Below are 22,890 nucleotides of genomic sequence, written 5' to 3' on the forward strand. Positions count from 1 at the left end.
CCGGCCCAGGTTGAACACCGCTCCCAGCTACACTGTCCTATCGAATAGCCGTTGCAGTCCATCGCCCCTTACAAGAGCAGGACCACCCGCCATGTTCGATATCCGCAAATACCCCCAGGCCCTGGCCGTCAGCCAGTCCGCCGCCCTCACCCCCGAAGACTACCGCCGCCTCTACCGCCAGTCGGTCGAAGACCCAGACACCTTCTGGGCCGAACAGGCCAAACGCCTGGACTGGATCAAACCGTGGTCAAGCGTGCAGCAATGCGACCTGCATACCGGCAAGGCCCGCTGGTTCGACGGTGCGCAACTCAACGTCAGCTACAACTGCATCGACCGTCACCTGGCCCAGCGCGGCGAGCAAACGGCCCTGCTGTGGGAAGGCGACGATCCCAAGGACTCCAAGGCCATCACCTACCGCGAACTGCACCGTCAGGTCTGCCGCCTGGCCAATGCAATGAAAGCGCGCGGTGTGAAGAAAGGCGACCGGGTGTGCATCTACATGCCAATGATTCCCGAGGCCGCCTTCGCCATGCTCGCCTGCACCCGCATCGGCGCCATCCACTCGGTAGTGTTCGGCGGTTTCTCCCCCGATGCCTTGCGAGACCGTATTCTCGATGCCGACTGCCGCACCGTGATCACCGCCGATGAAGGCGTGCGTGGCGGCAAACGCATCCCGCTGAAACAGAACGTCGACAAGGCCCTGGCCAGCTGCCCTGCGGTCAGTAGCGTATTGGTGGTGCGTCGCACTGGCGGCGATGTTGCGTGGACCGAGGGCCGCGACCTCTGGTATCACGAAGCGACGAAGGATGCCGGCGACGACTGCCCCCCAGAACCGATGGAGGCCGAAGACCCGCTGTTCATCCTCTACACCTCCGGCAGCACCGGCAAACCCAAAGGGGTGCTGCATACCACCGGCGGCTACCTGCTGCAGGCAACGATGACCTTCAAGGTGGTGTTCGATTATCGTGACGGCGAGGTGTTCTGGTGCACCGCCGATGTCGGCTGGGTGACCGGCCACAGCTACATCGTCTATGGCCCGCTGGCCAATGGCGCAATCTCGCTGATGTTCGAAGGCGTGCCCAACTACCCGGATACCTCGCGCTTCTGGCAGGTGGTGGACAAGCACCAGGTGAACATCTTCTACACCGCCCCGACCGCCCTGCGCGCACTGATGCGTGAGGGCTCCGCGCCACTGCAGAGCACCTCACGCAAAAGCCTGCGTCTGCTGGGCAGCGTCGGCGAGCCGATCAACCCGGAAGCCTGGGAATGGTATTTCGAGGAGGTTGGGCAAAAGCGCTGCCCGATTGTGGATACCTGGTGGCAGACCGAAACCGGCGGCATCATGCTCACCCCACTGCCCGGCACACAGTCACTCAAACCCGGCTGCGCCACCCAGCCGATGTTCGGCGTGCAACCGGTGCTGCTGGACGAAAAAGGCAAACTGATCGAAGGCCCCGGTGCCGGCGTGCTGGCGATCAAAGCCAGCTGGCCCGGGCAGATCCGCAGCGTCTACGGCGACCACCAACGGATGGTCGACACCTACTTCAAGCCCTTGCCCGGCTACTACTTCACTGGCGACGGTGCCCGTCGCGATGCCGACGGCGACTACTGGATCACCGGGCGCATCGACGATGTGATCAACGTGTCCGGGCACCGCATCGGCACCGCTGAAGTGGAAAGCGCACTGGTGCTGCATGACAGCGTGGCGGAAGCCGCGGTGGTCGGCTACCCCCACGACCTCAAGGGCCAAGGCGTCTACGCCTTCGTCACGACCATGAATGGCGTGACGCCAGATGACACGCTCAAGGCCGAGCTGCTGGCCCTGGTCAGCAAGGAAATCGGCAGCTTCGCCAAGCCTGAGCTGATTCAGTGGGCGCCAGCGCTACCCAAGACGCGCTCAGGCAAGATCATGCGGCGTATACTGCGCAAAATCGCCTGCAATGAGCTGGAAAACCTGGGCGATACCTCGACCCTGGCCGACCCAAGCGTGGTACAGGGCCTGATCGACAAACGCCTCAACCAGTAACCGGCGGCCACCCATCATGGCCGCCCTGCACAGCAGGTCGCCATGGAAGCCCTTCGTCGCCGCATCGAAACCCAGGTCATGAGCCTCACCGGGCTGGCCCTCGGCCAGCTCGACCTGGAATCGCCCAAGGGCGACCCCGGCCTGTTCGGCCCGCACAGCATCAGCTGGCGGGTACATGGCGACTTTCCGAGCATGCTGGTCGGTGGCATCAGCGCGCTGATGCTGCAGTTGTTGCATCCCCTGGCCCTGGCCGGTGTGTGGGACCACTCCAACTTTCGTGAAGACCTGCTCGGCCGCTTGCGCCGCACCAGCCAGTTCATTTCCGGCACCACCTTCGGCGCCACGGGCGATGCCGAGTGGCTGATCGACAAAGTGCGCACCATTCACCTGCAGGTCACCGGCACGGCACCAGATGGCCGCCCCTATGCGGCCAGCGACCCGGACCTGTTGACCTGGGTGCATGTAGCGGAGGTCAGCCGTTTCCTCGCTGCCCACCTGCGTTACCGCAACCCACGCCTGCCACGCGCCGAGCAGGATGCCTATTACAACGAAATCGCCCTGATCGCCGAGCGCCTTGGCGCCCGTGACGTGCCGCGCTCGTGTCAGCAAGTTGAAGACTATCTGCAACACATACGCCCGCAGCTGCATTGTGATGCGCGCAGCCATGAGGTGATACGAATCCTGCTCGACGCCCCTGCCCCCAGCCGCCTGGCACAGCCGGTTGGCAAACTGATGCTGCACGCGGGTATCGACTTGCTGCCCGGCTGGGCCCAGGCCCTGCTCGGCCTGCAGCACGGGCCCCTGCAGCAGCGCCTGATCCGCCTGGGCCTGCGCCGCACCGCGCCGGTACTGCGCTGGGCAATGCGCGACGGTTCGGCACACCGAGCCAAACGGCGCATGGGCATTGATTGAGCGCAAAGGGTGGCCCCTGCGGAACTGATTTAACGTGCCATACTCCAAGCACTCCTGCTTAGACTGACGAAGCGACACATGTACAAAGGATTGACTCGCGCCGCTGGCGCAATCGTGGCCTTGGTAGCCCTGTATAGCCTGCTCGGCTTTCTCATTCTTCCCGGTGTCGCACTGCGCATCGCCAACCAGCAGTTGGCCCAATACGCCACCGTGCCGGCCCACCTCGAACGGATCGAACTCAACCCCTTCAGCCTCGAGCTGACGCTGTGGGGCCTGCAGATCGGCGAGCCGGGCAAGGAGCAGGTCGGCTTCGAGCGTCTTTACGCTAACGCCTCGCTCGACAGCCTGTGGACCAAAGCCCTGCATCTGGAAGCGGTGGAACTCGACAAGCCGCGCAACGAAGTGCTGTTCGCCAAGGACGGTACCCTCAACCTGACCGGGTTGTTCAAACTACCGGCCAGCGAAGCCAAACCCGAAGAGCCGCCCAGCGACCCGTTCCCGCTGCGTATTGGCAGCATCAAGCTCGTCGACGGCTACCTGCACTTCGAGGACCTGCGGCCCAGCGAGCCGATCGAGTTCCTCTACGACAACATGAATCTGGAGCTGAAAAACCTCAGCACCCTGCCCAACGACAATGCCGACATGACCTTGGTGGCCAGCGGCCCCAATGGCGGACGCATCGACTGGAAGGGCACCCTGAGCCTGTCGCCGATCGCCTCCGAAGGCACACTGAAGGTCACTGACGGCAAGATGAAGCTGTTCTGGCCCTACGTGCGCGATGCCGTGCCACTGGTGCTGGAAGACGGCGTGGTAAGCCTCGATACGCATTACAAGCTCAACCTCGCCAAACAGACCGAACTGCTGCTGGATAACGTCTCCGTGCGCATCGCGCCATTCGCCATCAAGGCGCCGGATGGCCGACCGTTGGCACGCCTGGCAAGCCTGGAGGTTAGCGAAACCTCCATCGATATGGTCAAGCAGCAGGTCACCGTGGGCAAGGTCCGCAGCGAAAAGCTCGAAACCTGGGCGGCGCTGGAAAAAGATGGCCAGCTCGACTGGCAGAAGCTGTTTGCCAGCCAACCCGCCAAGGCCACGCCGAAGGAAAAGGCCGAGCCGGCTGCCGCAGAACCTACGCCTGAAGAGAAAGCTGCCAAAGAGCCAAGCAAGCCTTGGCAAGTGCTGCTCAAGGACGTGCAGTTGCGCAACTACCTGGTGCATCTGGCAGATCGCAGCCAGAAGGAACCGGTAGCCTTGGACATTGGACCCCTCAACGCCGACCTGCAAGGTTTCGACAGCCTCAACCAGTCGCCCTTCACCCTCAAACTCGATACCGGTGTGGGCAAGCAAGGCAAGCTGCAGGCCGCAGGCCAGGTCAACCTGGCACCGATATGGGCAAAGCTGGATGTGAGCACCCGCGACATCGACCTGCGTGTGGCCCAGGCCTACATCAGCCCGTTCATCCTGCTGGAGCTGCGCAGCGGCATGCTCTCCAGCGACCTCAAGGTCGACCTGAAGAACACCGCGCCGCTGGCCTTCAATGTGACCGGCAAGGCGCAGGTCAGCCAGTTGCACACACTCGACACCATCAAGAGCCGCGACTTCGTCAAATGGCAGCAGGTGAACGTCGATGGCTTGTCCTACGTGCACGGCGATGCTCTGTCGATCGACAAGGTGACCCTGCTGCAGCCCTATGCACGCTTCATCATCAACGAAGACCGCACCACCAATGTCAATGACCTGCTGATCCCGCAACCGGCCGACGCCCCGGCGAGCAGCCAGCCCAAGCCGACCACGGCGAGCAACAACAAGCCGCTTGGCATCCATATCGGGCAGATCGACATCAACGACGGCTCGGCCAACTTTGCCGACCTGTCGCTTACCCCCAACTTCGCCACGGCCATCCAGCAACTCAACGGCCAGATCGGCACCATCGACAACCGCAAGCCACAGCCGGCCAAGGTCGACGTCAAGGGCAAGGTAGACCGCTACGCACCGGTCACCATCAAGGGCGCACTCAACCCGTTCAACCCACTGGCCAGCCTGGACATTGCCACCAGCTTCAAGCGCGTCGAACTGACCACGCTGACGCCCTACTCCGGCAAGTTCGCCGGCTTCCGCATCCGCAAGGGCCGGCTGAACCTGGACCTGCACTATCTGATCACCAACGGCCAACTCAAGGCCGAGAACAAGGTAGTGGTGGAACAACTGCAGCTGGGCGAGAAAGTCGACAGCCCGGATGCGGTCGACCTGCCAATCCGCCTGGCGGTGGCATTGCTGAAGGATACCGAGGGCAAGATCTCGATCGAGCTGCCGGTGTCTGGCGACCTCAACAACCCGCAATTCAGCGTGATGCCGATTGTTTGGCAAACCCTGCGCAACCTGGTGCTGCGCGCGGCGCAGGCGCCATTCAAATTCATTGGCGGGCTGATCAGCGGCGGCAGCTCGGAAGACCTTGGCAACGTGGCGTTCGCCCCCGGCTCCAGCGAACTCAGCAGCGAGGCCCAGTCGTCCCTGGACAAGCTGGCATCCGCGCTGAAAGAGCGCCCGGAACTGCGCCTGGAAATCGAAGGCACCAGCGCCCAGGCCAGCGATGGCCCGCTGATTGCCCAACAGCGCCTTGAGCGTGAGTACCAGGCCACCTGGTACAAGATCCTGCAGCGACGGGGTGACAAGGTGCCGGCCAATGCCTCGATGCTGGTGGTGGACGACAGCGACAAGCCCGCGATGCTCGAAGGCATCTACCGCACCCGCCTGAAGCAGCAGCCGCCTGCCGAATGGGAGCAGTTGGGCCGTGACGAGCGCGCCGCCAAGCTACGCGAGGCCGTGATCAAGTCGTGGGCCGAGAGCACCGCCTTGCTGCGTACCTTGGGGCAGGAGCGGGCCAGCAGCATCAAGGACTACCTGGTCGACAAGGGCAAGCTGGAAGACGACCGGGTGTACTTCATCGATACCAGCCTGGGGCAGCCTCAAAGCGATGGCCGGGTGGTGACACCGATGCACCTGGATGCCGAGTAATCCCCTCTGGCAGGCCTGGCCTTTTCGCAGGCACACCCGCCCCCACAGGCCTGCGCACTACCTGTGGGAGCGGGCGTGCCCGCGAAGAGGCCAGTACGGGCTTCAAACCAACCGCTGCCCCGACACCGCCGGGTGATACAGCGGTTGAACCTTGTTCCCGGCCGGGTCCAGCAGGTGGAAGCTGCGTGCGCCGTCACCATGGTTGAACGGCCGGTCGAGCAAGGTCACGCCATGAGCCTTGAAATATTGGTACCAGGCTTCCAACTCCTCCACGCTGTCGACAATGAACCCGTAGTGATCCAGGGTCTGCAACCCGTTGGCCGCCCCTGCCCCACGCCCCAATGACAGGTTGTCGTTACCGCAGGTGAGGTACACCAGATCCTCATTGGCGCGGTTCAGCACTTCCATGCCCAGCACATCGACGTAGAAACGCTCACATTCCTCAAGGTTGGGCACCAGCAGGGCGATATGGCGCAGGCCGTTCAGGCGGCCAGGACGGGCGGGCAATTCGGACATTGGCGAAGCTCCATTTTTGTATACAATTCATTATTGAATTTAAAACAAAAGGAGAGATTTGTGTATAGCCTGTTCATCAAGACCCGAGTGAAGCCTGGATGCGCCGAAGCTTTCCTCAGTGCAATCAAGGACAATGCTGCAGCCTCCGTGGCGAGTGAGCCAGGCTGCCTGGTGTTCGATGTGTCGCAGGACCGGGCCGACCCGGAGGTGATCTACCTGTACGAAATCTACCGCGATGATGCGGCGTATGACGCGCATACCCAGACCGCGCATTTTCGCGACAGCCGTCCATTGGTGGAGCCTCTGATCCTTGAGCAGGAATGCTTCGAAAGCGATGTGATCGCGCGCAACCCGGTGTATTGAGCGCAAGAAAAAGCCCTGGCACGGGCCAGGGCTTCGATGAAAGTGGCCAAATCCATTTGGCCGACGGGACATTCCTTATTCGGCTTTCAGGCCGTCAGACATTACGCTCTTGACGCCTTTGATGTTCTTGGTAATGCGCACCGCTTCTGCTTTCTGCGATTCGGTAACCTTCACATCAGAAGACAGCGAAACAACACCTTGGCTGGTCTCGACTTTGATGTCGCTGCCTGGGATGCCTTTTTCAGTCAGCAGATCAGCTTTGACCTTGGTAGTGATCCAAGTGTCGGAGCCTTCTTGCTTGGCGTTGTCGACGGTGTTGGCCGCCAACATGACTGGAGCCTGGGTTGGCTCAGCGGCGAATGCACCGTTAGCCATGGTCAGGGTCAGAGCGGTAGCAGTAGCGGCAGCAATGGCGAACTTCTTCATGTGGGTCACTCCTGTTTTTCGAAAGGTCTGCGCCGTATGTCCTGGCGTCAGGTATGAAGGTAGTTGCAGGGGCTGTGCCAGCTTTGCCGCTTCTATTATTTCCTTTTAAATCAATGAGTTAACAAATATCCATCACTTCGGTGGTCGTGCATTTTGCAATCTGCGCGGTAAACCTGCATGCAAGATGCAAGTCCGCAAAAGGTTCCCGTCCCCATGAAAAAAGGGCCCCGAAGGGCCCTTTCTCTATTGCGTGACGGTCGCTTAGACGCCCGAGGCCTTGGCCGCAGCGACGTCCTTGATCGACAGCTTGATACGGCCGCGGTTGTCCACGTCCAGTACCAGCACTTCAACTTCCTGGCCTTCCTTGAGGATGTCGGTGACTTTCTCGACGCGAGCATCGCTCAGCATGGAGATGTGCACCAAACCGTCCTTGCCAGGCAGGATGTTGACGAAGGCGCCGAAGTCGACAATGCGCTCAACCTTGCCGACGTAGATCTTGCCGATCTCGGCCTCAGCGGTGATGCCCAGGATGCGCTGCTTGGCAGCATCTGCCGCTTCCTTGGTTTCGCCGAAGATCTTGATCGAGCCGTCGTCTTCGATGTCGATCGAAGCCTTGGTCTCTTCGCAGATGGCGCGAATGGTGGCGCCGCCTTTACCGATGACGTCGCGGATCTTGTCGGTGTCGATCTTCATCGCGATCATGGTCGGGGCGTTGGCCGACAGTTCGGTACGCGACTGGCCAATGACCTGGTTCATCTGGCCGAGGATGTTCAGGCGCGCTTCCAGGGCTTGGCCCAGGGCGATTTCCATGATCTCTTCGGTGATGCCGTTGATCTTGATGTCCATCTGCAGCGCGGTGACGCCCTTGGCGGTACCGGCTACCTTGAAGTCCATGTCGCCCAGGTGGTCTTCGTCACCCAGGATGTCAGTCAGGACTGCGAACTTGTCGCCTTCCTTGACCAGGCCCATGGCGATACCGGCAACCGGCGCCTTCATCGGCACACCGGCGTCCATCAGGGCCAGGGATGCACCGCAGACCGAAGCCATGGAGCTGGAACCGTTGGATTCGGTGATTTCCGAAACCACGCGGATGGTGTACGGGAACACGTCAGCAGCAGGCAGCATGGCCTGAACCGAACGGCGGGCCAGACGGCCGTGGCCGATTTCGCGACGGCCAGCACCGCCCATGCGGCCACACTCACCTACCGAGAACGGTGGGAAGTTGTAGTGCAGCATGAAGGGGTCTTTCTTCTCGCCTTCGAGGGTGTCCAGCAGCTGGGCATCACGGGCAGTACCCAGGGTCGCAACGACCAGGGCCTGGGTTTCGCCACGGGTGAACAGTGCCGAACCGTGAGTTTTCGGCAGCACACCGACTTCGATGTTCAGCGGGCGTACAGTCTTGTTGTCGCGGCCGTCGATACGTGGCTTGCCGTTGACGATGTTTTCGCGAACGGTGCGGTATTCGATTTCGCCGAAGATCTCTTTTACTTCGGAAGCCGAAGGCTGGCCTTCTTCACCGGAGAACTTGGCAACCGCCTGGTCACGCAGCTCACCCAGACGCGCGTAGCGGTCGGCTTTGACGGTGATGGTGTAACCCTGCGAAACCGCTTCGCCGAACTCGGCGCGGATAGCATTGAACAGCTCGGTGTTGGCAACGGCAGGTTTCCAGTCCCAAGTCGGCTTGCCAGCTTCGGCAGCCAGCTCATTGACAGCCTGGATAACAGCCTGGAATTCGTCGTGGGCGAACAGTACGGCACCCAGCATCTGGTCTTCGGTCAGCTCTTGAGCTTCCGACTCAACCATCAGTACAGCGTCGGAGGTACCGGCAACGACCATGTCCAGGCTCGAGGCAGCCAGTTGCTCATAGGTCGGGTTCAGCAGGTAGCCAGTGCTTTCGTGGAAGGCAACGCGGGCAGCGCCGATCGGGCCTTCGAACGGAATGCCGGAAATGGCCAGGGCAGCCGAGGTACCGATCATCGCAGCGATGTCCGGGTCGGTCTTCTTGCTGGTGGAAACCACGGTGCAGACGACCTGCACTTCGTTCATGAAGCCTTCCGGGAACAGCGGACGGATCGGACGGTCGATCAGGCGCGAGGTCAGCGTCTCTTTCTCGGAAGGACGGCCTTCACGCTTGAAGAAGCCACCTGGGATCTTGCCAGCGGCGTAGGTCTTTTCCTGGTAGTGAACCGACAGCGGGAAGAAACCCTTGCCTGGATCAGCCTGTTTGGCGCCTACCACAGTCACCAGCACGGTGACGTCGTTGTCGACGGTAACCAGCACGGCGCCGGTTGCCTGACGGGCAATACGGCCCGTTTCGAGAGTGACGGTCGATTGACCGAACTGGAAAGTCTTGATTACCGGGTTCACGGTTTCCTACCTTTTTCAGTGGCTCTTGGGGGAACTGGTTTCTTGCGAATTCTTGGGCAGAACGGGGAATCGGCCCCATTGACCGTCCAGATACAACACGAGGCTGGGAGCCTGGCACCAAGCGGAAAAACCGCTCAGCATTGCCAGGCTGCCAACCTCGGAGATACGCGTGAAGTGCCCAACGGCAGCGCTGCAAAACAGCCCTGCCGAAGCCTGCGACACCCCACGCACACCACTGACCAGGCCGCTATTAGCGACGCAGGCCCAGGCGACCGATCAGGGCGCTGTAACGAGTGGTGTCTTTGCCCTTCAGGTAATCCAGCAGCTTACGACGCTGGTTGACCATACGGATCAGACCACGACGGGAGTGGTGGTCTTTGTCGTTGGCCTTGAAGTGGCCTTGCAGCTTGTTGATGTTGGCGGTCAGCAGAGCAACCTGCACTTCCGGGCTACCGGTATCGCCGGCGGCTTGCTGATATTCGGCAACGATCTGAGCTTTTTCTTCAACGCTGAGGGCCATGTGGCTTCTCCTGATAACGGATCCCGCATGCGGGGTCCAATAGGCCAGGGACAAATCCCTGTATTAATAAAAAAGGTGTGACCGTGCCTACTGACAGCCACCCTTGATGCCGTGGGGCTCGGCAACTGCCTGACCCCGCGGTTTCGGTCATTCCGACCGAATCAGCCGACGCGGCGCAATGCGCCCGTCTTCGCTCACTTCACCGATACCGATGAAGCGTGCATTGTGATCCTGTACCCGAACCATGCCAAATTGTGGCGCGTCCGGCGCGCGTACCGCCTGGCCATGCAGCCAGTAGAACGCACTGTGTTCCGACAGGCTGACCAACGGCCAGTCCTGCAGCCCGCTGTCCGATGGCATCAGGAAGCGGTCGAGCGCTTCGTTGCCACCTTCGGCATGGGCCTGTTCGAGTTCCTCGAGGGTGACCGTCTGTGCCAGCGCAAAGGGCCCTGCCTGGGTCCTGCGCAGCTCGGCGACATAGGCGCCGCAACCAAGGGCTTCACCGATATCCTCCACCAGCGTGCGGATATAGGTGCCTTTGCTGCATCCTACGCTCAGCCGTGCACGGGTGCCTTCGCACTCGAGCAACTCCAAGCGGTTAATAGTAACAGAACGCGCCTCGCGCTCCACTACCTCTCCTGCACGTGCCAGCTTGTACAACGGCTGGCCGTCACGCTTGAGCGCCGAGTACATAGGCGGTATCTGGCTGATCGGGCCGCGAAAACGTGGCAGCAGTGCTTCGATGTCGGCGCGACCAACGGTCACGTCGCGGGTCTGCAGCACCTCACCCTCGGCATCGCCGGTGTTGGTAGTCTGCCCCATCTGCATGACGGTTTCGTAGCCCTTGTCGGAATCCAGCAAGTACTGCGAAAACTTGGTCGCTTCACCGAAGCACAGCGGCAACACGCCGGTCGCCAGCGGGTCGAGGCTACCGGTATGGCCGGCCTTTTCCGCATTCAGCAGCCAACGCACCTTCTGCAAGGCGGCATTGGAAGTGAAGCCCAGCGGCTTGTCGAGCAGGATGATGCCGCTGACATTGCGGCGGATACGTTTGACCTGGGCCACCGCTTACTCCTTGGTGTCCGACTCGTCGGCATCCTTGTGCAGGCGGTCTTCGGCCACTGCACGCTCGATCAGCGCCGACAGGTGCACACCACGGCTGACACTTTCATCGAAATGGAAGTGCAGCTGCGGCACGCTGCGCAGTTGCATCGAACGCCCCAGGTGCAGACGCAGGAAGCTGGCGGCGCTATTCAATGCCTTGAGCGACTGCTGCACGGCATCCGGGGTTTCCTCGCCCATGACGGTGATGAACACCTTGGCATGGCCCAGGTCACGGCTCACGTCCACGGCGGTGATAGTCACCAGACCGACACGCGGATCCTTGACTTCGCGACGGATCAGCTCGGCCAGCTCGCGCTGCATCTGATCGCCAATACGTTGGGTACGGCTATATTCTTTGGCCATTCTTGCTACCTGTAACTTAAAGCGGCAAACGCCCGGACAGACGAATGCCTGACCGGGCGCTACCTGAAGAGGTACCGCAAGCCGCCCTGTAGCAGGCGCTTGCGGCTCGCTCGCCCTTAAAGGGTACGAGCCACCTGGACTTTCTCGAAGACTTCGATCTTGTCGCCGACCTTGACGTCGTTGTAGCTCTTGACGCCAATACCGCACTCCATGCCAGAACGGACTTCGGAAGCATCGTCCTTGAAGCGACGCAGCGATTCCAGCTCGCCTTCGAAGATCACAACGTCATCACGCAGTACGCGAATCGGACGGTTGCGGTACACGGTACCCTCGATGACCATACAGCCAGCGATGGCGCCGAACTTCGGCGAACGGAACACGTCACGCACTTCGGCGACACCCAGGATGTTCTCGCGAACATCGCTGCCGAGCATGCCGGTCAGGGCCTTCTTGACGTCTTCGATGATGTCGTAGATCACGTTGTAATAACGCATATCCAGACCTTCCTGCTCGACGATCTTGCGCGCACCGGCATCGGCACGCACGTTGAAGCCGAACAGTACTGCATTCGAAGCCAGCGCCAGGTTGGCATCGCTCTCGGTGATACCACCGACGCCACCACCAATCACGCGCACTTGCACTTCGTCGTTGCCCAGGCCGCCGAGCGAACCCTGCAGCGCTTCCAGAGAACCACGCACATCGGTCTTGAGAACGATGTTGAGGGTTTTCTTCTCTTCCTGACCCATGGTCTCGAAGATGTTTTCCAGCTTGCCGGCGTGAGCACGGGCCAGCTTGACCTCGCGATACTTGCCTTGACGGAACAGGGCAACTTCACGGGCTTTCTTCTCGTCGGCAACCACGGACAGCTCGTCACCGGCTTCCGGAGTACCGTCCAGGCCGAGGATCTCGACCGGGATCGACGGGCCAGCTTCCTTCACAGGCTTGCCGTTCTCGTCGAGCATGGCGCGAACGCGGCCATAGTTGGAACCGCACAGGACCATGTCGCCCTGACGCAGGGTACCGTCCTGAACTAGGATGGTCGCCACCGGGCCACGGCCCTTGTCCAGGCGCGATTCGACGACCACACCACGACCTGGCGCGGTTGGGGTAGCGGTCAGTTCGAGGATCTCGGCCTGCAGCAGAACGGCTTCGAGCAGCTCGTCGACACCGGTACCCATCTTCGCCGAAACCTTGACGAACGGCGTGTCACCACCCCAGTCCTCAGAGGTAACGCCTTCGACGGACAGCTCGTTACGGATGCGATCGAGGTCAGCACCTGGCTTGTCGATCTTGTTCACCGCAACGACCAGCGGAACACCGGCTGCCTTGGCATGCTGAACGGCTTCGCGGGTTTGTGGCATCACACCGTCGTCCGCCGCCACCACCAGGATGACAATGTCGGTCGCCTTGGCACCACGGGCACGCATCTGGGTAAACGCAGCGTGACCTGGGGTATCGAGGAAGGTGACCATGCCGCGGTCGGTTTCCACGTGGTAGGCACCGATGTGCTGGGTGATACCACCGGCTTCGCCAGCGGCAACCTTGGCACGACGGATGTAGTCGAGCAGCGAGGTCTTACCATGGTCAACGTGACCCATGACGGTAACCACCGGCGCACGCGACTCGGTCTGGCCTTCGAACTTCAGCGATTCGGCCAGGGAGTCTTCCAGGGCGGTATCGCTGACCAGAGTGACCTTGTGGCCCAGCTCTTCGGCGATCAGCTGAGCGGTTTCCTGGTCGAGCACCTGGTTGATGGTAACCGGGGTCCCCATCTTGAACATGAACTTGACCACTTCAGCGCCCTTGACGGACATCTGGTTGGCCAGCTCGGAGACCGTGATGGTCTCGCCGATGGTCACGTCACGGATGACGGGGCCAGTCGGGTTCTGGAAGCCGTGCTGATTACGCTTTTTCAGCTTGCTCTTGCCACCACGACCACGACGAGCGCCATCGCTCTCTTCGTCGGTAGTGCGCGGAGCGGCACGCGGAGTCGGCGCCTTTTCCTTCTCCTTGACCTTGACCTTGATCGACACGCGAGGTGCCTCGCCACGACGACGGTCGTCATCACGGGTACGGCTTTCGTTGCGACGGGTCTCGTCTTTCTTGCGCTCGGCAGCACGGGCTGCGGCGTCTTCAGAGGCCGGGGCGTCTGCGACTACCGGGGCCGGAGCAGCGACCGGAGCAGCGGCAGGAGCCGGCTCTGGCTTGGCAGCAGGCGCAGGGGCGGCGGCTGCGGAGCCGGCGGCCTGACGGCGAGCCTGCTCTTCGTTGCGCTGGCGAACTTCGGCCTCGACCTTGTCGCGAGCGGCATTTTCAGCCGCGCGGCGCTCATCCAGCTCACGCTTCTGCTCAGCCTGGATTTCTTCAGGGCTGCGCTGAACGAAAACTTTCTTCTTGCGTACTTCTACGCTGATGCTCTTGCTACCGGCGACACGCAGGGTGCTGGTGGTTTTGCGCTGCAAGGTAATCTTGCGCGGCTCTTCCGCCTTGCTCTTGTGGCTGCTTTTCAAATGAGTCAGCAAGGTCTGCTTCTCATTGTCGGTCACTACCTGACCGGCGTCGGTGTGCGGCAGACCTGCCTCACGCATCTGCTGCAGCAGGCGCTCTACCGGTGCCTCGACCTCTTGGGCCAGTTCTTTCACCGTGACTTGCGTCATGCACTTCTCTCCTCAGGCCGCGCCTAATTACTCGAACCAGTGGGCTCGGGCGGCCATGATCAACTTGCCGGCACGCTCTTCGTCGATGCCGTCGATGTCGAGCAGATCGTCGATCGACTGCTCGGCCAGGTCTTCGCGGTTAACCACGCCGCGCACCGCCAGTTCAGCCGCCAGGTCTTTGTCCATGCCCTCAAGGGAGAGCAGGTCTTCGGCCGGGTGGGCGTCTGCCAGTTTTTCTTCGGTAGCGATGGCCTTGGTCAACAAACGGTCCTTGGCTCGAGCGCGGAGCTCATTGACGATGTCTTCGTCAAAGCCATCGATGTTGAGCATTTCTTCCAACGGTACGTAGGCAATTTCTTCAAGGCTGGTGAAGCCTTCGTCGACCAGCACTTGGGCCAGCTCCTCGTCGACTTCCAGTTCCTCGATGAAATTGCGCAGGATGTCACCGGTTTCGGCCTGTTGCTTGGCCTGGATGTCCTTCTCGGTCATCACGTTCAGGGTCCAGCCGGTCAACTGACTGGCCAGGCGAACGTTCTGACCGCCACGGCCAATGGCCTGGGCCAGGTTGTCCTCGGCGACGGCGATGTCCATGGCATGGGCATCTTCATCAACGATGATCGCCGCGACTTCAGCCGGCGACATGGCGTTGATGACGAACTGCGCCGGGTTATCGTCCCACAGGACGATATCCACACGCTCACCACCCAGCTCCCCGGATACGGCCTGGACGCGCGAACCACGCATGCCGATACAGGCACCTTGCGGATCGATACGCTTGTCCTTGGAGCGGACGGCAATCTTGGCTCGCGAACCCGGATCACGGGAAGCAGCCATGACTTCGATGAGGCCCTCGGCAATTTCCGGCACTTCAATGCGGAAAAGCTCGATCAGCATCTGCGGCGCGGTGCGCGACAGAATCAGCTGTGGGCCACGGTTTTCGGTGCGAATTTCCTTGAGCAGCGCACGCAGGCGCACGCCAACACGGAAGGTTTCGCGCGGAATGATGTCTTCGCGAGCCAGCAAGGCCTCGGCGTTGTTGCCCAGGTCAACGATGACGTTGTCGCGGGTAACCTTCTTTACGGTACCGGAGATGATCTCGCCAACGCGCTCACGGTAGGCATCGACCACCTGGGCACGTTCGGCCTCACGGACCTTCTGCACGATGACCTGCTTGGCGGTCTGGGCGGCAATACGACCGAACTCGATGGACTCGATCTTCTCTTCGATCACGTCACCAACCTTGGCTTCAGGGTGGGTGTCCTTGATCTTGTCCAGCCAGGTCTCGATCGCCGGATCATCAAGATCGGCTTCGTCGACCACGGTCCAGCGACGGAAAGTCTCGTAGCTACCGGTGTGGCGGTTGATTTCCACACGTAGGTCGACTTCGTCTTCAAAACGTTTTTTGGTTGCAGTGGCCAGGGCCACTTCCAGCGCTTCGAAAATGACGCCGGGCGGTACACCTTTTTCGTTGGATACCGATTCAACAACCAGCAGTACTTCTTTGCTCATCGTACGCCTCGCCTTGCGCAAGCCATTGGGCCCGGATAGTCCGCCGGGCCCGGCACGTCTCAGTCAAAACTGGGAATAATATTGGCCTTGTCGATCGAGTCGATCGGTAACAGGAACTCCTGGTTGTCCACCTGGACCACCACATCCTGCTCCTCCACACCGCGGAGAAGGCCCTGGAAGTTACGACGACCCTCGAAGGGTGAGCGCAGCTTGATCTTCACTTGTTCGCCGGCATGCGAGGCAAACTGTTCCAGCGTGAACAGTGGGCGATCCATGCCTGGAGAAGACACCTCGAGGGTGTACTCACTGCTGATTGGATCTTCCACATCGAGGATTGCGCTGGCCTGACGGCTGACTGCTTCGCAGTCGTCCACCAGAATACCGCCTTCCTTGTCGATGTAGATGCGCAGTACCGAATGCTTACCCTGGGAAACGTATTCGATCCCCCAGCACTGATAGCCCAGACCCTCGACAACCGGGGCCAACAAGGCCTGCAACTGTTCTAGCTTGCTCGACACCTGAACCCCCTCGTGCATGCTGTGCAAATAAAAAATGGGCGAAGCGCCCATCCCTGAAAGCGCCGTAGGACAACGACGCCGAAACTGTTCGGTTAGCAAAAAGCCCCTGAAAAGGGGCTCCGCTGAAGCTGGTTGCGGGGGCTGGATTTGAACCAACGACCTTCGGGTTATGAGCCCGACGAGCTACCAAGCTGCTCCACCCCGCGACAAAGCTGGGGCAAAAGTATAAGACCGAACCCTGTTGAGGGTCAAATCCAAACATTCACCTACAAGAAAGCCCGCTAAAGCGGGCTCTCAAGCTTTAATTGGTACCGAGAAGGGGACTCGAACCCCTACACCCTATGGGCACAACCACCTCAAGGTTGCGTGTCTACCAATTCCACCACCTCGGCAATACTACTACTTGAAACCCGTTACTTCTGCTCTTGAGCCGGAGGAGGTACATCACCCGTATTATTGGTGGTTTCGCTCTTCTGCTGTTGGAGCACCGGTACATCATCATTAACTGCCGGTTTTTGCGGCTCTTTCACTTCTAGCACTGCTGGATCTGGAAGACCTGCTTGGCTAAGCTGGTGAGCTTGTTGCTTCGCGAAGTATCCTAACCCAAGTGCTGTCAAAAAGAAAGTGGCAGCGAGTATAGCAGTTAATTTACTTAGGAACGTTGCAGAGCCTTGGCTCCCGAACACGGTGTTTGAGGCCCCCGCGCCGAAAGATGCACCTGCTTCAGCACCTTTACCCTGTTGCAACAGAACCAGCACTACAAGCGACAGCGCTGCCAACAGATGAAAAACAACGATGACTGTTTCCAGCATTTGTTCAGTTTCCTGCGGCGCGACAAATTGCACCGAATTCGTCTGCGTTCAGGGAAGCCCCACCAATGAGACCCCCATCGATATCCGGCATGCCGAACAGTTCGGCCGCATTGGCCGCCTTCACGCTGCCGCCGTATAGCAACTGCACCTTCGCAGCCACTTCAGCATCTTCTGCCGCCAACTGGCCGCGGATGGCGGCGTGCACATCCTGGGCCTGCTGTGGCGTGGCCGTAAGGCCCGTACCGATGGCCCATACAGGCTCATAGGCAATTACTGCATCGGCAAAAGCCTTAACACCGAATGCTTCGATGATACTGCTTAGTTGACGCCCGACAACTTCGAGCGTCTTGCCAGCCTCGCGCTCCTCAAGGGTTTCCCCTATGCAAAGCACTGGCTTCAAGCCTTTGGCCTGGGCTGCTGCAAACTTGCGATTGAGCACTTCGTCGGTTTCACCAATAATCTGGCGACGCTCCGAATGGCCAATCAACACCAACTTGCAACCTGCTTCAACCAGCTGCTCGGGAGCAACTTCCCCGGTCAGCGCACCCTGTTCGGGTTGTACAGCAGAATTCTGTGCGCCGACAGTAATTTCTTTACCTGCCAGGCCATCAATCACCTGATTGATGAACAAGGCCGGTGGAAATACGGCGACTTCCACTCCGCTCGGCAAGGCGAGATTACTCAAGCCTTTGGTCAGCTCAGCGACGCTAGCGCGGGTACCGTGCATTTTCCAGTTACCAGCTACCATAGGGCGACGCATGCTTTACCTCGTCGGTCAAAGTGGGCGCAGATCTTACCCAACCAGATCTGCGCTGGCAAGCGCCTTCAGACACAAACTTCGCCGACCAGTTTGGCCAGCGCTTCAGCATGGGCCCGCACCTGGCTTTCGTCCTCGCCCTCAACCATGACCCGCACCAACGGCTCGGTACCGGACTTGCGCAACAGCACACGCCCCCGCCCCGCCAGCGCTTCGGTGACCTTGGCACTGGCTTCCTTGACGGCGGGGTGCTCCAGCGGGTCGACCTTGCTGGCGCCAAAGCGCACATTGATCAGCACCTGCGGGCACTTGCGCAGGGCCTGACGGGCCTGGGCCAGGGTTTCGCCCCGGCGCTTGAGCGCCATCAACACCTGCAGCGCGGCAATGATCGCGTCGCCCGTTGTGGTGTGGTTGCAGCACACGACGTGACCGGAGTTTTCACCGCCGACCAGCCATTCACGCTCCAACAGCTCGGCCATGACGTAACGGTCGCCGACCTTGGCCCGCACAAACGGGATGTCCAGGTCCTTGAGCGCCAGCTCCAGGCCCAGGTTACTCATCAGCGTACCGACCACCCCGCCTTGCAGCTTGCCCTGTTCCTGCAGGTCGCGAGCAATGATGAACAGCAGCTCGTCACCGTCGACGATGGCGCCCGTGTGGTCGACCATCAGCACGCGATCGCCGTCACCGTCAAAGGCAATGCCGAGATCGGCATGCCCGACCAGTACAGCGGCCTGCAGCGATTCGATGTGTGTCGAGCCGCAACCTTCGTTGATGTTCAGGCCGTCCGGTTGCGCATGCAGCACGGTCACGTCGGCACCCAGCTCACGGAATACGCTGGGCGCAACCTTGTAGGTAGCACCATGGGCGCAGTCGACCACCAGCTTGAGGCCTTCGAAGCTGGTGCTGCTCGGCACGCTGCTCTTGCAGAATTCGATGTAGCGGCCGGCGGCATCGTTGATACGCGAAACCTTGCCCAGCTTGCCCGACTCGACAACGGTCATCGGTTGGTCGAGCAGCTCTTCGATCATCAGCTCGACCTCGTCCGGCAGCTTGGTGCCCTGACCCGAGAAGAACTTGATGCCGTTGTCATCGTGCGGGTTGTGCGAGGCACTGATGACGATGCCGGCTTCGGCGTGGAAGGTACGCGTGAGGTAGGCGATGGCCGGTGTCGGCATCGGCCCGAGCAGCATCACATCGGCACCTGCCGCGGACAGGCCGGCTTCGAGTGCGGACTCGAACATGTAGCCGGAGATACGCGTGTCCTTGCCCACCAGCACGCGGCAATGGCCTTGCTTGCGGAAGGCCATGCCGGCCGCCCAGCCAAGCTTCAGCATGAAGTCAGGCGTGATCGGGTATTCGCCGACGCGGCCACGAATGCCGTCGGTACCAAAGTATTTTCTGCTCATAGGGACTCCAATGTTCTTATTCGGCGTTTTGCACCGCAGCGATCATGCGTACCACATCAACGGTTTCGGCCACGTCATGTACCCGAAGGATGCTCGCCCCTTTGGTCATGGCCAACGCCGCCAGCGCAAGGCTGCCGTACAAGCGCTCGCCGACCGGACGTTCCAGCGTCAGGCCGATCATGCTCTTTCGTGAAACGCCCACCAGCAGTGGGCGCCCAAGGCGATAGAGCGCTTCCATGTGCTTGAACAGGCTCAGATTGTGCGCCAGTGTCTTGGCGAAACCGAAGCCTGGGTCAAGGATGATTCTATCAGCGTCGATGCCCGCTGCTGCGCAGGCGGCCATCCGCTGTTCAAGATAACGAGTGACGTCGGCGGTCACGTCCTGGTACTGCGGATCGTCCTGCATGTTGCCTGGCTCGCCACGCATGTGCATGAGGCACACCGGCAGACCGGTATCCGCCGCAGCGTCCAGGGCGCCATCGCGCTCCAGGGCCCGCACGTCGTTGATCAGCCCGGCCCCCAGGCGCGCGGCTTCACGCATGACAGCAGGCGTGGAGGTATCGACCGAAATGACCACGTCGAGGCGACTGTTGATGGCCTCGACCATTGGCGCCACACGCTCCAGCTCCTCGGTCACCGAGACTGCACGCGCACCCGGGCGCGTGGACTCGCCACCGATGTCGATCAGCGTTGCGCCGGCGGCAACCATCGCTTCGGCGTGGCGCAGGGCCTCGTCGCGCTGACTGAAACGACCGCCATCGGAGAAGGAATCGGGGGTGATATTGAGAATACCCATGACATGGGTATGCGACAAATCAAGAACCCGGTTGCCGCAAGGCAACCGGGTGGGGTACTGCACTGAGCTCATAGATGCCCTTAGTGTTCAGCCGCTGGGCCGCCGATTGGCGATTCCGGACGCTCATCCTGGGCCGCAGGCGTGCCCGAGTGCTTGTCATCGTCCCAATCACGTGGCTCACGTGGTGTGCGCCCAGCCATGATGTCGTCAATCTGATCGGCATCGATGGTCTCGTACTTCATCAGCGCTTCGGTCATCGCCTCGAGCTTGTCGCGGTTGTCGATCAGCAACTGCTTGGCAGTGGCATAGCACTGATCGATGATGCTGCGCACCTCGGAGTCGATCAATTTGGCAGTCTCGCCGGACACGCTGGCATGCTGGCTACCGGCACTGCGGCCGAGGAACACCTCGCCCTCTTCCTCTGCATACATCAGCGGGCCGAGCTTCTCGGACAGGCCCCACTTGGTCACCATGTTACGAGCGAGCTGGCTGGCGCGCATGATGTCGTTGGACGCGCCAGTGGTCACGCCATCGAAGCCCAAGGTCATCTCCTCGGCGATACGGCCGCCATACAGCGAGCAGATCTGGCTGATCAGCGCACGCTTGGAGAGGCTGTAGCGGTCTTCTTCCGGCAGGAACATGGTCACACCCAAGGCACGACCACGCGGGATGATCGAAACCTTGTAGACCGGGTCGTGCTCAGGCACCAGGCGACCGACAATGGCGTGGCCGGCCTCGTGATAGGCAGTGTTTCTCTTTTCCTTTTCGGACATGACCATGGTCTTGCGCTCGGCGCCCATCATGATCTTGTCCTTGGCCAGCTCGAACTCTTTCATTTCGACCAGGCGCTTGTTGGAACGCGCGGCAAACAGCGAAGCCTCGTTGACCAGGTTGGCCAGGTCGGCACCGGAGAAGCCTGGGGTACCCCGCGCGATGACCGCCGGGTTGACGTTCTCGCCGATCGGCACCTTGCGCATGTGCACCTTGAGGATCTGCTCGCGACCACGAATGTCCGGCAGGCCAACCACCACCTGACGGTCGAAGCGGCCGGGGCGCAGCAGCGCAGGGTCGAGCACATCCGGACGGTTGGTGGCGGCGATGACGATGATGCCATCATTCATCTCGAAGCCGTCCATCTCCACCAGCAACTGGTTGAGGGTTTGCTCACGCTCGTCGTGACCGCCGCCCATACCGGCGCCACGATGGCGACCAACGGCGTCGATTTCGTCGATGAAGATGATGCACGGGGCGTGCTTCTTGGCCTGCTCGAACATGTCGCGCACACGGCTGGCACCGACACCCACGAACATTTCCACGAAGTCCGAACCGGAAATGGTGAAGAACGGTACTTTCGCCTCGCCCGCGATGGCCTTGGCCAGCAGGGTCTTACCGGTACCGGGTGGGCCGACCATCAGCACACCGCGCGGGATACGGCCACCTAGGCGCTGGAACTTGCCCGGATCGCGCAGGAACTCGACCAGCTCGCCAACCTCTTCCTTGGCCTCGTCGCAGCCCGCAACGTCAGCCAGCGTGGTCTTGACCTGGTCTTCGGACAGCAGGCGCGCCTTGCTCTTGCCGAAGCTCATCGGCCCGCCCTTGCCGCCCGCGCCACCTTGCATCTGGCGCATGAAGAACATGAACACGGCAATGATCACCAGGATCGGGAAGCTCGCCACCAGCAACTGCGTCCAGATGCTCTGTTGCTCAGGCTGCTTGCCTTCGACGACCACGTGGTTGTCGACCAGATCGCCGATCAGGCCATTGTCGGTGATGGCCGGGCGCACAGTCTTGAAGTTGTCGCCATCGGTGCGCTTGCCAGTAATGATGTAGCCATCGACGGTCACACGCTCGACTTTGCCATCCTTGACCTGCTGGATGAAGTCGGAGTAGTTGAGGGTCTGCGGCTCGTTAGGGCTGGAGAAGTTGTTCATCACTGTCACCAGGACAGCTGCGATGATCAACCACAGGATCAGATTCTTTGCCATGTCGTTCAATTAGCTACCCTCTGAGGCCGGCGCACGACGCAGCCGTGCCTCGCATGATATTCATCGCCCTAACTTACTACATTACCTACGCAGCCGCAGGCACCGTCTGTAACCCTTTGTGAAAGCTAGACTACACGAAGTTCGGACGATCCTGACGCAGCGGCCGATTGGAATTAACTATCGACCACCCCGCTTCACACCTTTCATTACCCTTTGAAGCCCCTGCCCAACAGGTATTGCTCGCGGGAACGGTCCCGTGACGACGACGGCTTGCGCATTTGCACCTTGTCGAACTTGCTGCGCACGTCCTTCAGGTACACGTCAAAACCTTCGCCCTGGAAAATCTTGATCAGGAAGTCGCCGCCGGGCTTGAGTACGCGGGTCGCCAGATCGAGGGCCAGCTCGCAGAGGAACATGGCACGCGGAATGTCCACCGCGGGCGTACCACTCATATTGGGGGCCATGTCGGAAATCACAAGGTCTACATGCGAATCGCCCACCGCTTCGAGAATGCGCTGCAGCACTTCGTCGTGGGTGAAGTCACCTTGAATGAAGGTCACGTCGGCGATCGAGTCCATTTCCAGAATGTCGGAAGCGATCAGGCGCCCCTGGCCACCAATCAGACGACTGGTCACCTGGGACCAGCCACCAGGGGCCGCGCCGAGGTCGATCACGCTCATGCCTGGGCGGATAAGGCGGTCCTTCTCCTGGATCTCCAGCAGTTTGTAGCTCGCACGCGAGCGATACCCATCCTTCTGCGCCTGCTTCACAAAAGGGTCGTTGAAATGCTCTCGCAGCCAGTTTGCGCTGCTTTTGGAACGTTGTACCACGGGGC

General features: G+C 60.7%; 19 protein-coding genes and 2 tRNA genes. 4 read left to right on the forward strand and 17 right to left on the reverse strand.

The features are described 5' to 3' along the window. Window positions 1–91: 91 nt before the first annotated feature. From acs to V7787_RS40240, 3 genes are all read left to right on the forward strand, one after another. Window positions 92–2,026 carry an acetate--CoA ligase gene (gene acs, locus V7787_RS40230; RefSeq protein ID WP_104887042.1) on the forward strand — a complete coding sequence of 645 codons (1,935 nt, stop codon included), beginning with the start codon at window positions 92–94 and terminating at the stop codon, window positions 2,024–2,026. A 42-nt stretch (window positions 2,027–2,068) separates the two neighbouring features. After that, window positions 2,069–2,938: an oxygenase MpaB family protein gene (locus V7787_RS40235; protein WP_010955352.1), complete on the forward strand. Its 870-nt coding sequence runs from the start codon at window positions 2,069–2,071 to the stop codon at window positions 2,936–2,938. Between the two features lie 78 nt (window positions 2,939–3,016). Next, window positions 3,017–5,953, forward strand: a complete 2,937-nt coding sequence (locus V7787_RS40240; protein ID WP_064493343.1) for a DUF748 domain-containing protein — start codon at window positions 3,017–3,019, stop codon at window positions 5,951–5,953. 102 nt (window positions 5,954–6,055) lie between these two features. On the opposite strand, the gene V7787_RS40245 is transcribed toward V7787_RS40240, so the two are convergent. Then, the gene (locus tag V7787_RS40245) at window positions 6,056–6,469 is read right to left on the reverse strand and encodes a VOC family protein (protein WP_010955354.1); all 414 of its coding nucleotides are present in this window, start codon (window positions 6,467–6,469) and stop codon (window positions 6,056–6,058) included. Window positions 6,470–6,529: 60 nt separating this feature from the next. Between V7787_RS40245 and V7787_RS40250 the strand changes: the two genes are divergently transcribed. Further along, on the forward strand, window positions 6,530–6,832 hold the full coding sequence (locus tag V7787_RS40250; RefSeq protein ID WP_064493342.1) for a putative quinol monooxygenase: 303 nt from the start codon (window positions 6,530–6,532) through the stop codon (window positions 6,830–6,832). A 75-nt stretch (window positions 6,833–6,907) separates the two neighbouring features. Here the strand turns inward: V7787_RS40250 and V7787_RS40255 are convergent, their stop codons facing one another. The 16 genes from V7787_RS40255 to rlmE form a co-directional block, all read right to left on the reverse strand. Then, the gene (locus V7787_RS40255) at window positions 6,908–7,258 is read right to left on the reverse strand and encodes a BON domain-containing protein (protein WP_003249976.1); all 351 of its coding nucleotides are present in this window, start codon (window positions 7,256–7,258) and stop codon (window positions 6,908–6,910) included. 261 nt (window positions 7,259–7,519) lie between these two features. Then, window positions 7,520–9,625 carry a polyribonucleotide nucleotidyltransferase gene (gene pnp / locus V7787_RS40260; RefSeq protein WP_336093219.1) on the reverse strand — a complete coding sequence of 702 codons (2,106 nt, stop codon included), beginning with the start codon at window positions 9,623–9,625 and terminating at the stop codon, window positions 7,520–7,522. A 250-nt stretch (window positions 9,626–9,875) separates the two neighbouring features. After that, the gene (rpsO, locus tag V7787_RS40265; protein WP_003249971.1) at window positions 9,876–10,145 is read right to left on the reverse strand and encodes a 30S ribosomal protein S15; all 270 of its coding nucleotides are present in this window, start codon (window positions 10,143–10,145) and stop codon (window positions 9,876–9,878) included. 147 nt (window positions 10,146–10,292) lie between these two features. Then, window positions 10,293–11,210, reverse strand: a complete 918-nt coding sequence (gene truB, locus V7787_RS40270; protein WP_003249968.1) for a tRNA pseudouridine(55) synthase TruB — start codon at window positions 11,208–11,210, stop codon at window positions 10,293–10,295. A 3-nt stretch (window positions 11,211–11,213) separates the two neighbouring features. After that, a complete protein-coding gene (rbfA, locus tag V7787_RS40275; protein ID WP_003249967.1) occupies window positions 11,214–11,612 on the reverse strand; it encodes a 30S ribosome-binding factor RbfA in 399 nt (132 codons plus the stop codon). A 116-nt stretch (window positions 11,613–11,728) separates the two neighbouring features. Beyond that, entirely contained in the window at window positions 11,729–14,269 is a 2,541-nt protein-coding gene (infB, locus tag V7787_RS40280) for a translation initiation factor IF-2 (protein WP_003249965.1), read from the reverse strand. Between the two features lie 27 nt (window positions 14,270–14,296). Then, window positions 14,297–15,778, reverse strand: coding sequence for a transcription termination factor NusA (gene nusA, locus V7787_RS40285; RefSeq protein WP_003249963.1), 1,482 nt, complete (start codon window positions 15,776–15,778; stop codon window positions 14,297–14,299). 59 nt (window positions 15,779–15,837) lie between these two features. Next, window positions 15,838–16,296: a ribosome maturation factor RimP gene (rimP, locus tag V7787_RS40290; protein ID WP_003249960.1), complete on the reverse strand. Its 459-nt coding sequence runs from the start codon at window positions 16,294–16,296 to the stop codon at window positions 15,838–15,840. Window positions 16,297–16,425: 129 nt separating this feature from the next. Continuing rightward, a tRNA-Met gene (locus V7787_RS40295) sits at window positions 16,426–16,502 on the reverse strand. A gap of 100 nt (window positions 16,503–16,602) precedes the next feature. After that, window positions 16,603–16,688 (reverse strand) — tRNA-Leu (locus V7787_RS40300). Window positions 16,689–16,709: 21 nt separating this feature from the next. Next, window positions 16,710–17,108: a preprotein translocase subunit SecG gene (gene secG, locus V7787_RS40305; protein WP_020193781.1), complete on the reverse strand. Its 399-nt coding sequence runs from the start codon at window positions 17,106–17,108 to the stop codon at window positions 16,710–16,712. 4 nt (window positions 17,109–17,112) lie between these two features. Then, on the reverse strand, window positions 17,113–17,868 hold the full coding sequence (tpiA, locus tag V7787_RS40310) for a triose-phosphate isomerase (protein WP_003249956.1): 756 nt from the start codon (window positions 17,866–17,868) through the stop codon (window positions 17,113–17,115). 65 nt (window positions 17,869–17,933) lie between these two features. Beyond that, window positions 17,934–19,274 (reverse strand): phosphoglucosamine mutase, encoded by a 1,341-nt coding sequence (gene glmM / locus V7787_RS40315; RefSeq protein ID WP_020193783.1) that lies wholly within the window; start codon window positions 19,272–19,274, stop codon window positions 17,934–17,936. A 16-nt stretch (window positions 19,275–19,290) separates the two neighbouring features. Beyond that, window positions 19,291–20,142: a dihydropteroate synthase gene (gene folP / locus V7787_RS40320; RefSeq protein ID WP_019438969.1), complete on the reverse strand. Its 852-nt coding sequence runs from the start codon at window positions 20,140–20,142 to the stop codon at window positions 19,291–19,293. 8 nt (window positions 20,143–20,150) lie between these two features. Then, a complete protein-coding gene (ftsH, locus tag V7787_RS40325; protein ID WP_012053749.1) occupies window positions 20,151–22,055 on the reverse strand; it encodes an ATP-dependent zinc metalloprotease FtsH in 1,905 nt (634 codons plus the stop codon). A 206-nt stretch (window positions 22,056–22,261) separates the two neighbouring features. Next, window positions 22,262–22,885: a 23S rRNA (uridine(2552)-2'-O)-methyltransferase RlmE gene (rlmE, locus tag V7787_RS40330; RefSeq protein ID WP_003249947.1), complete on the reverse strand. Its 624-nt coding sequence runs from the start codon at window positions 22,883–22,885 to the stop codon at window positions 22,262–22,264. Between the last annotated feature and the right edge of the window lie 5 nt (window positions 22,886–22,890).

The organism is Pseudomonas sp. CGJS7 (assembly GCF_036961695.1).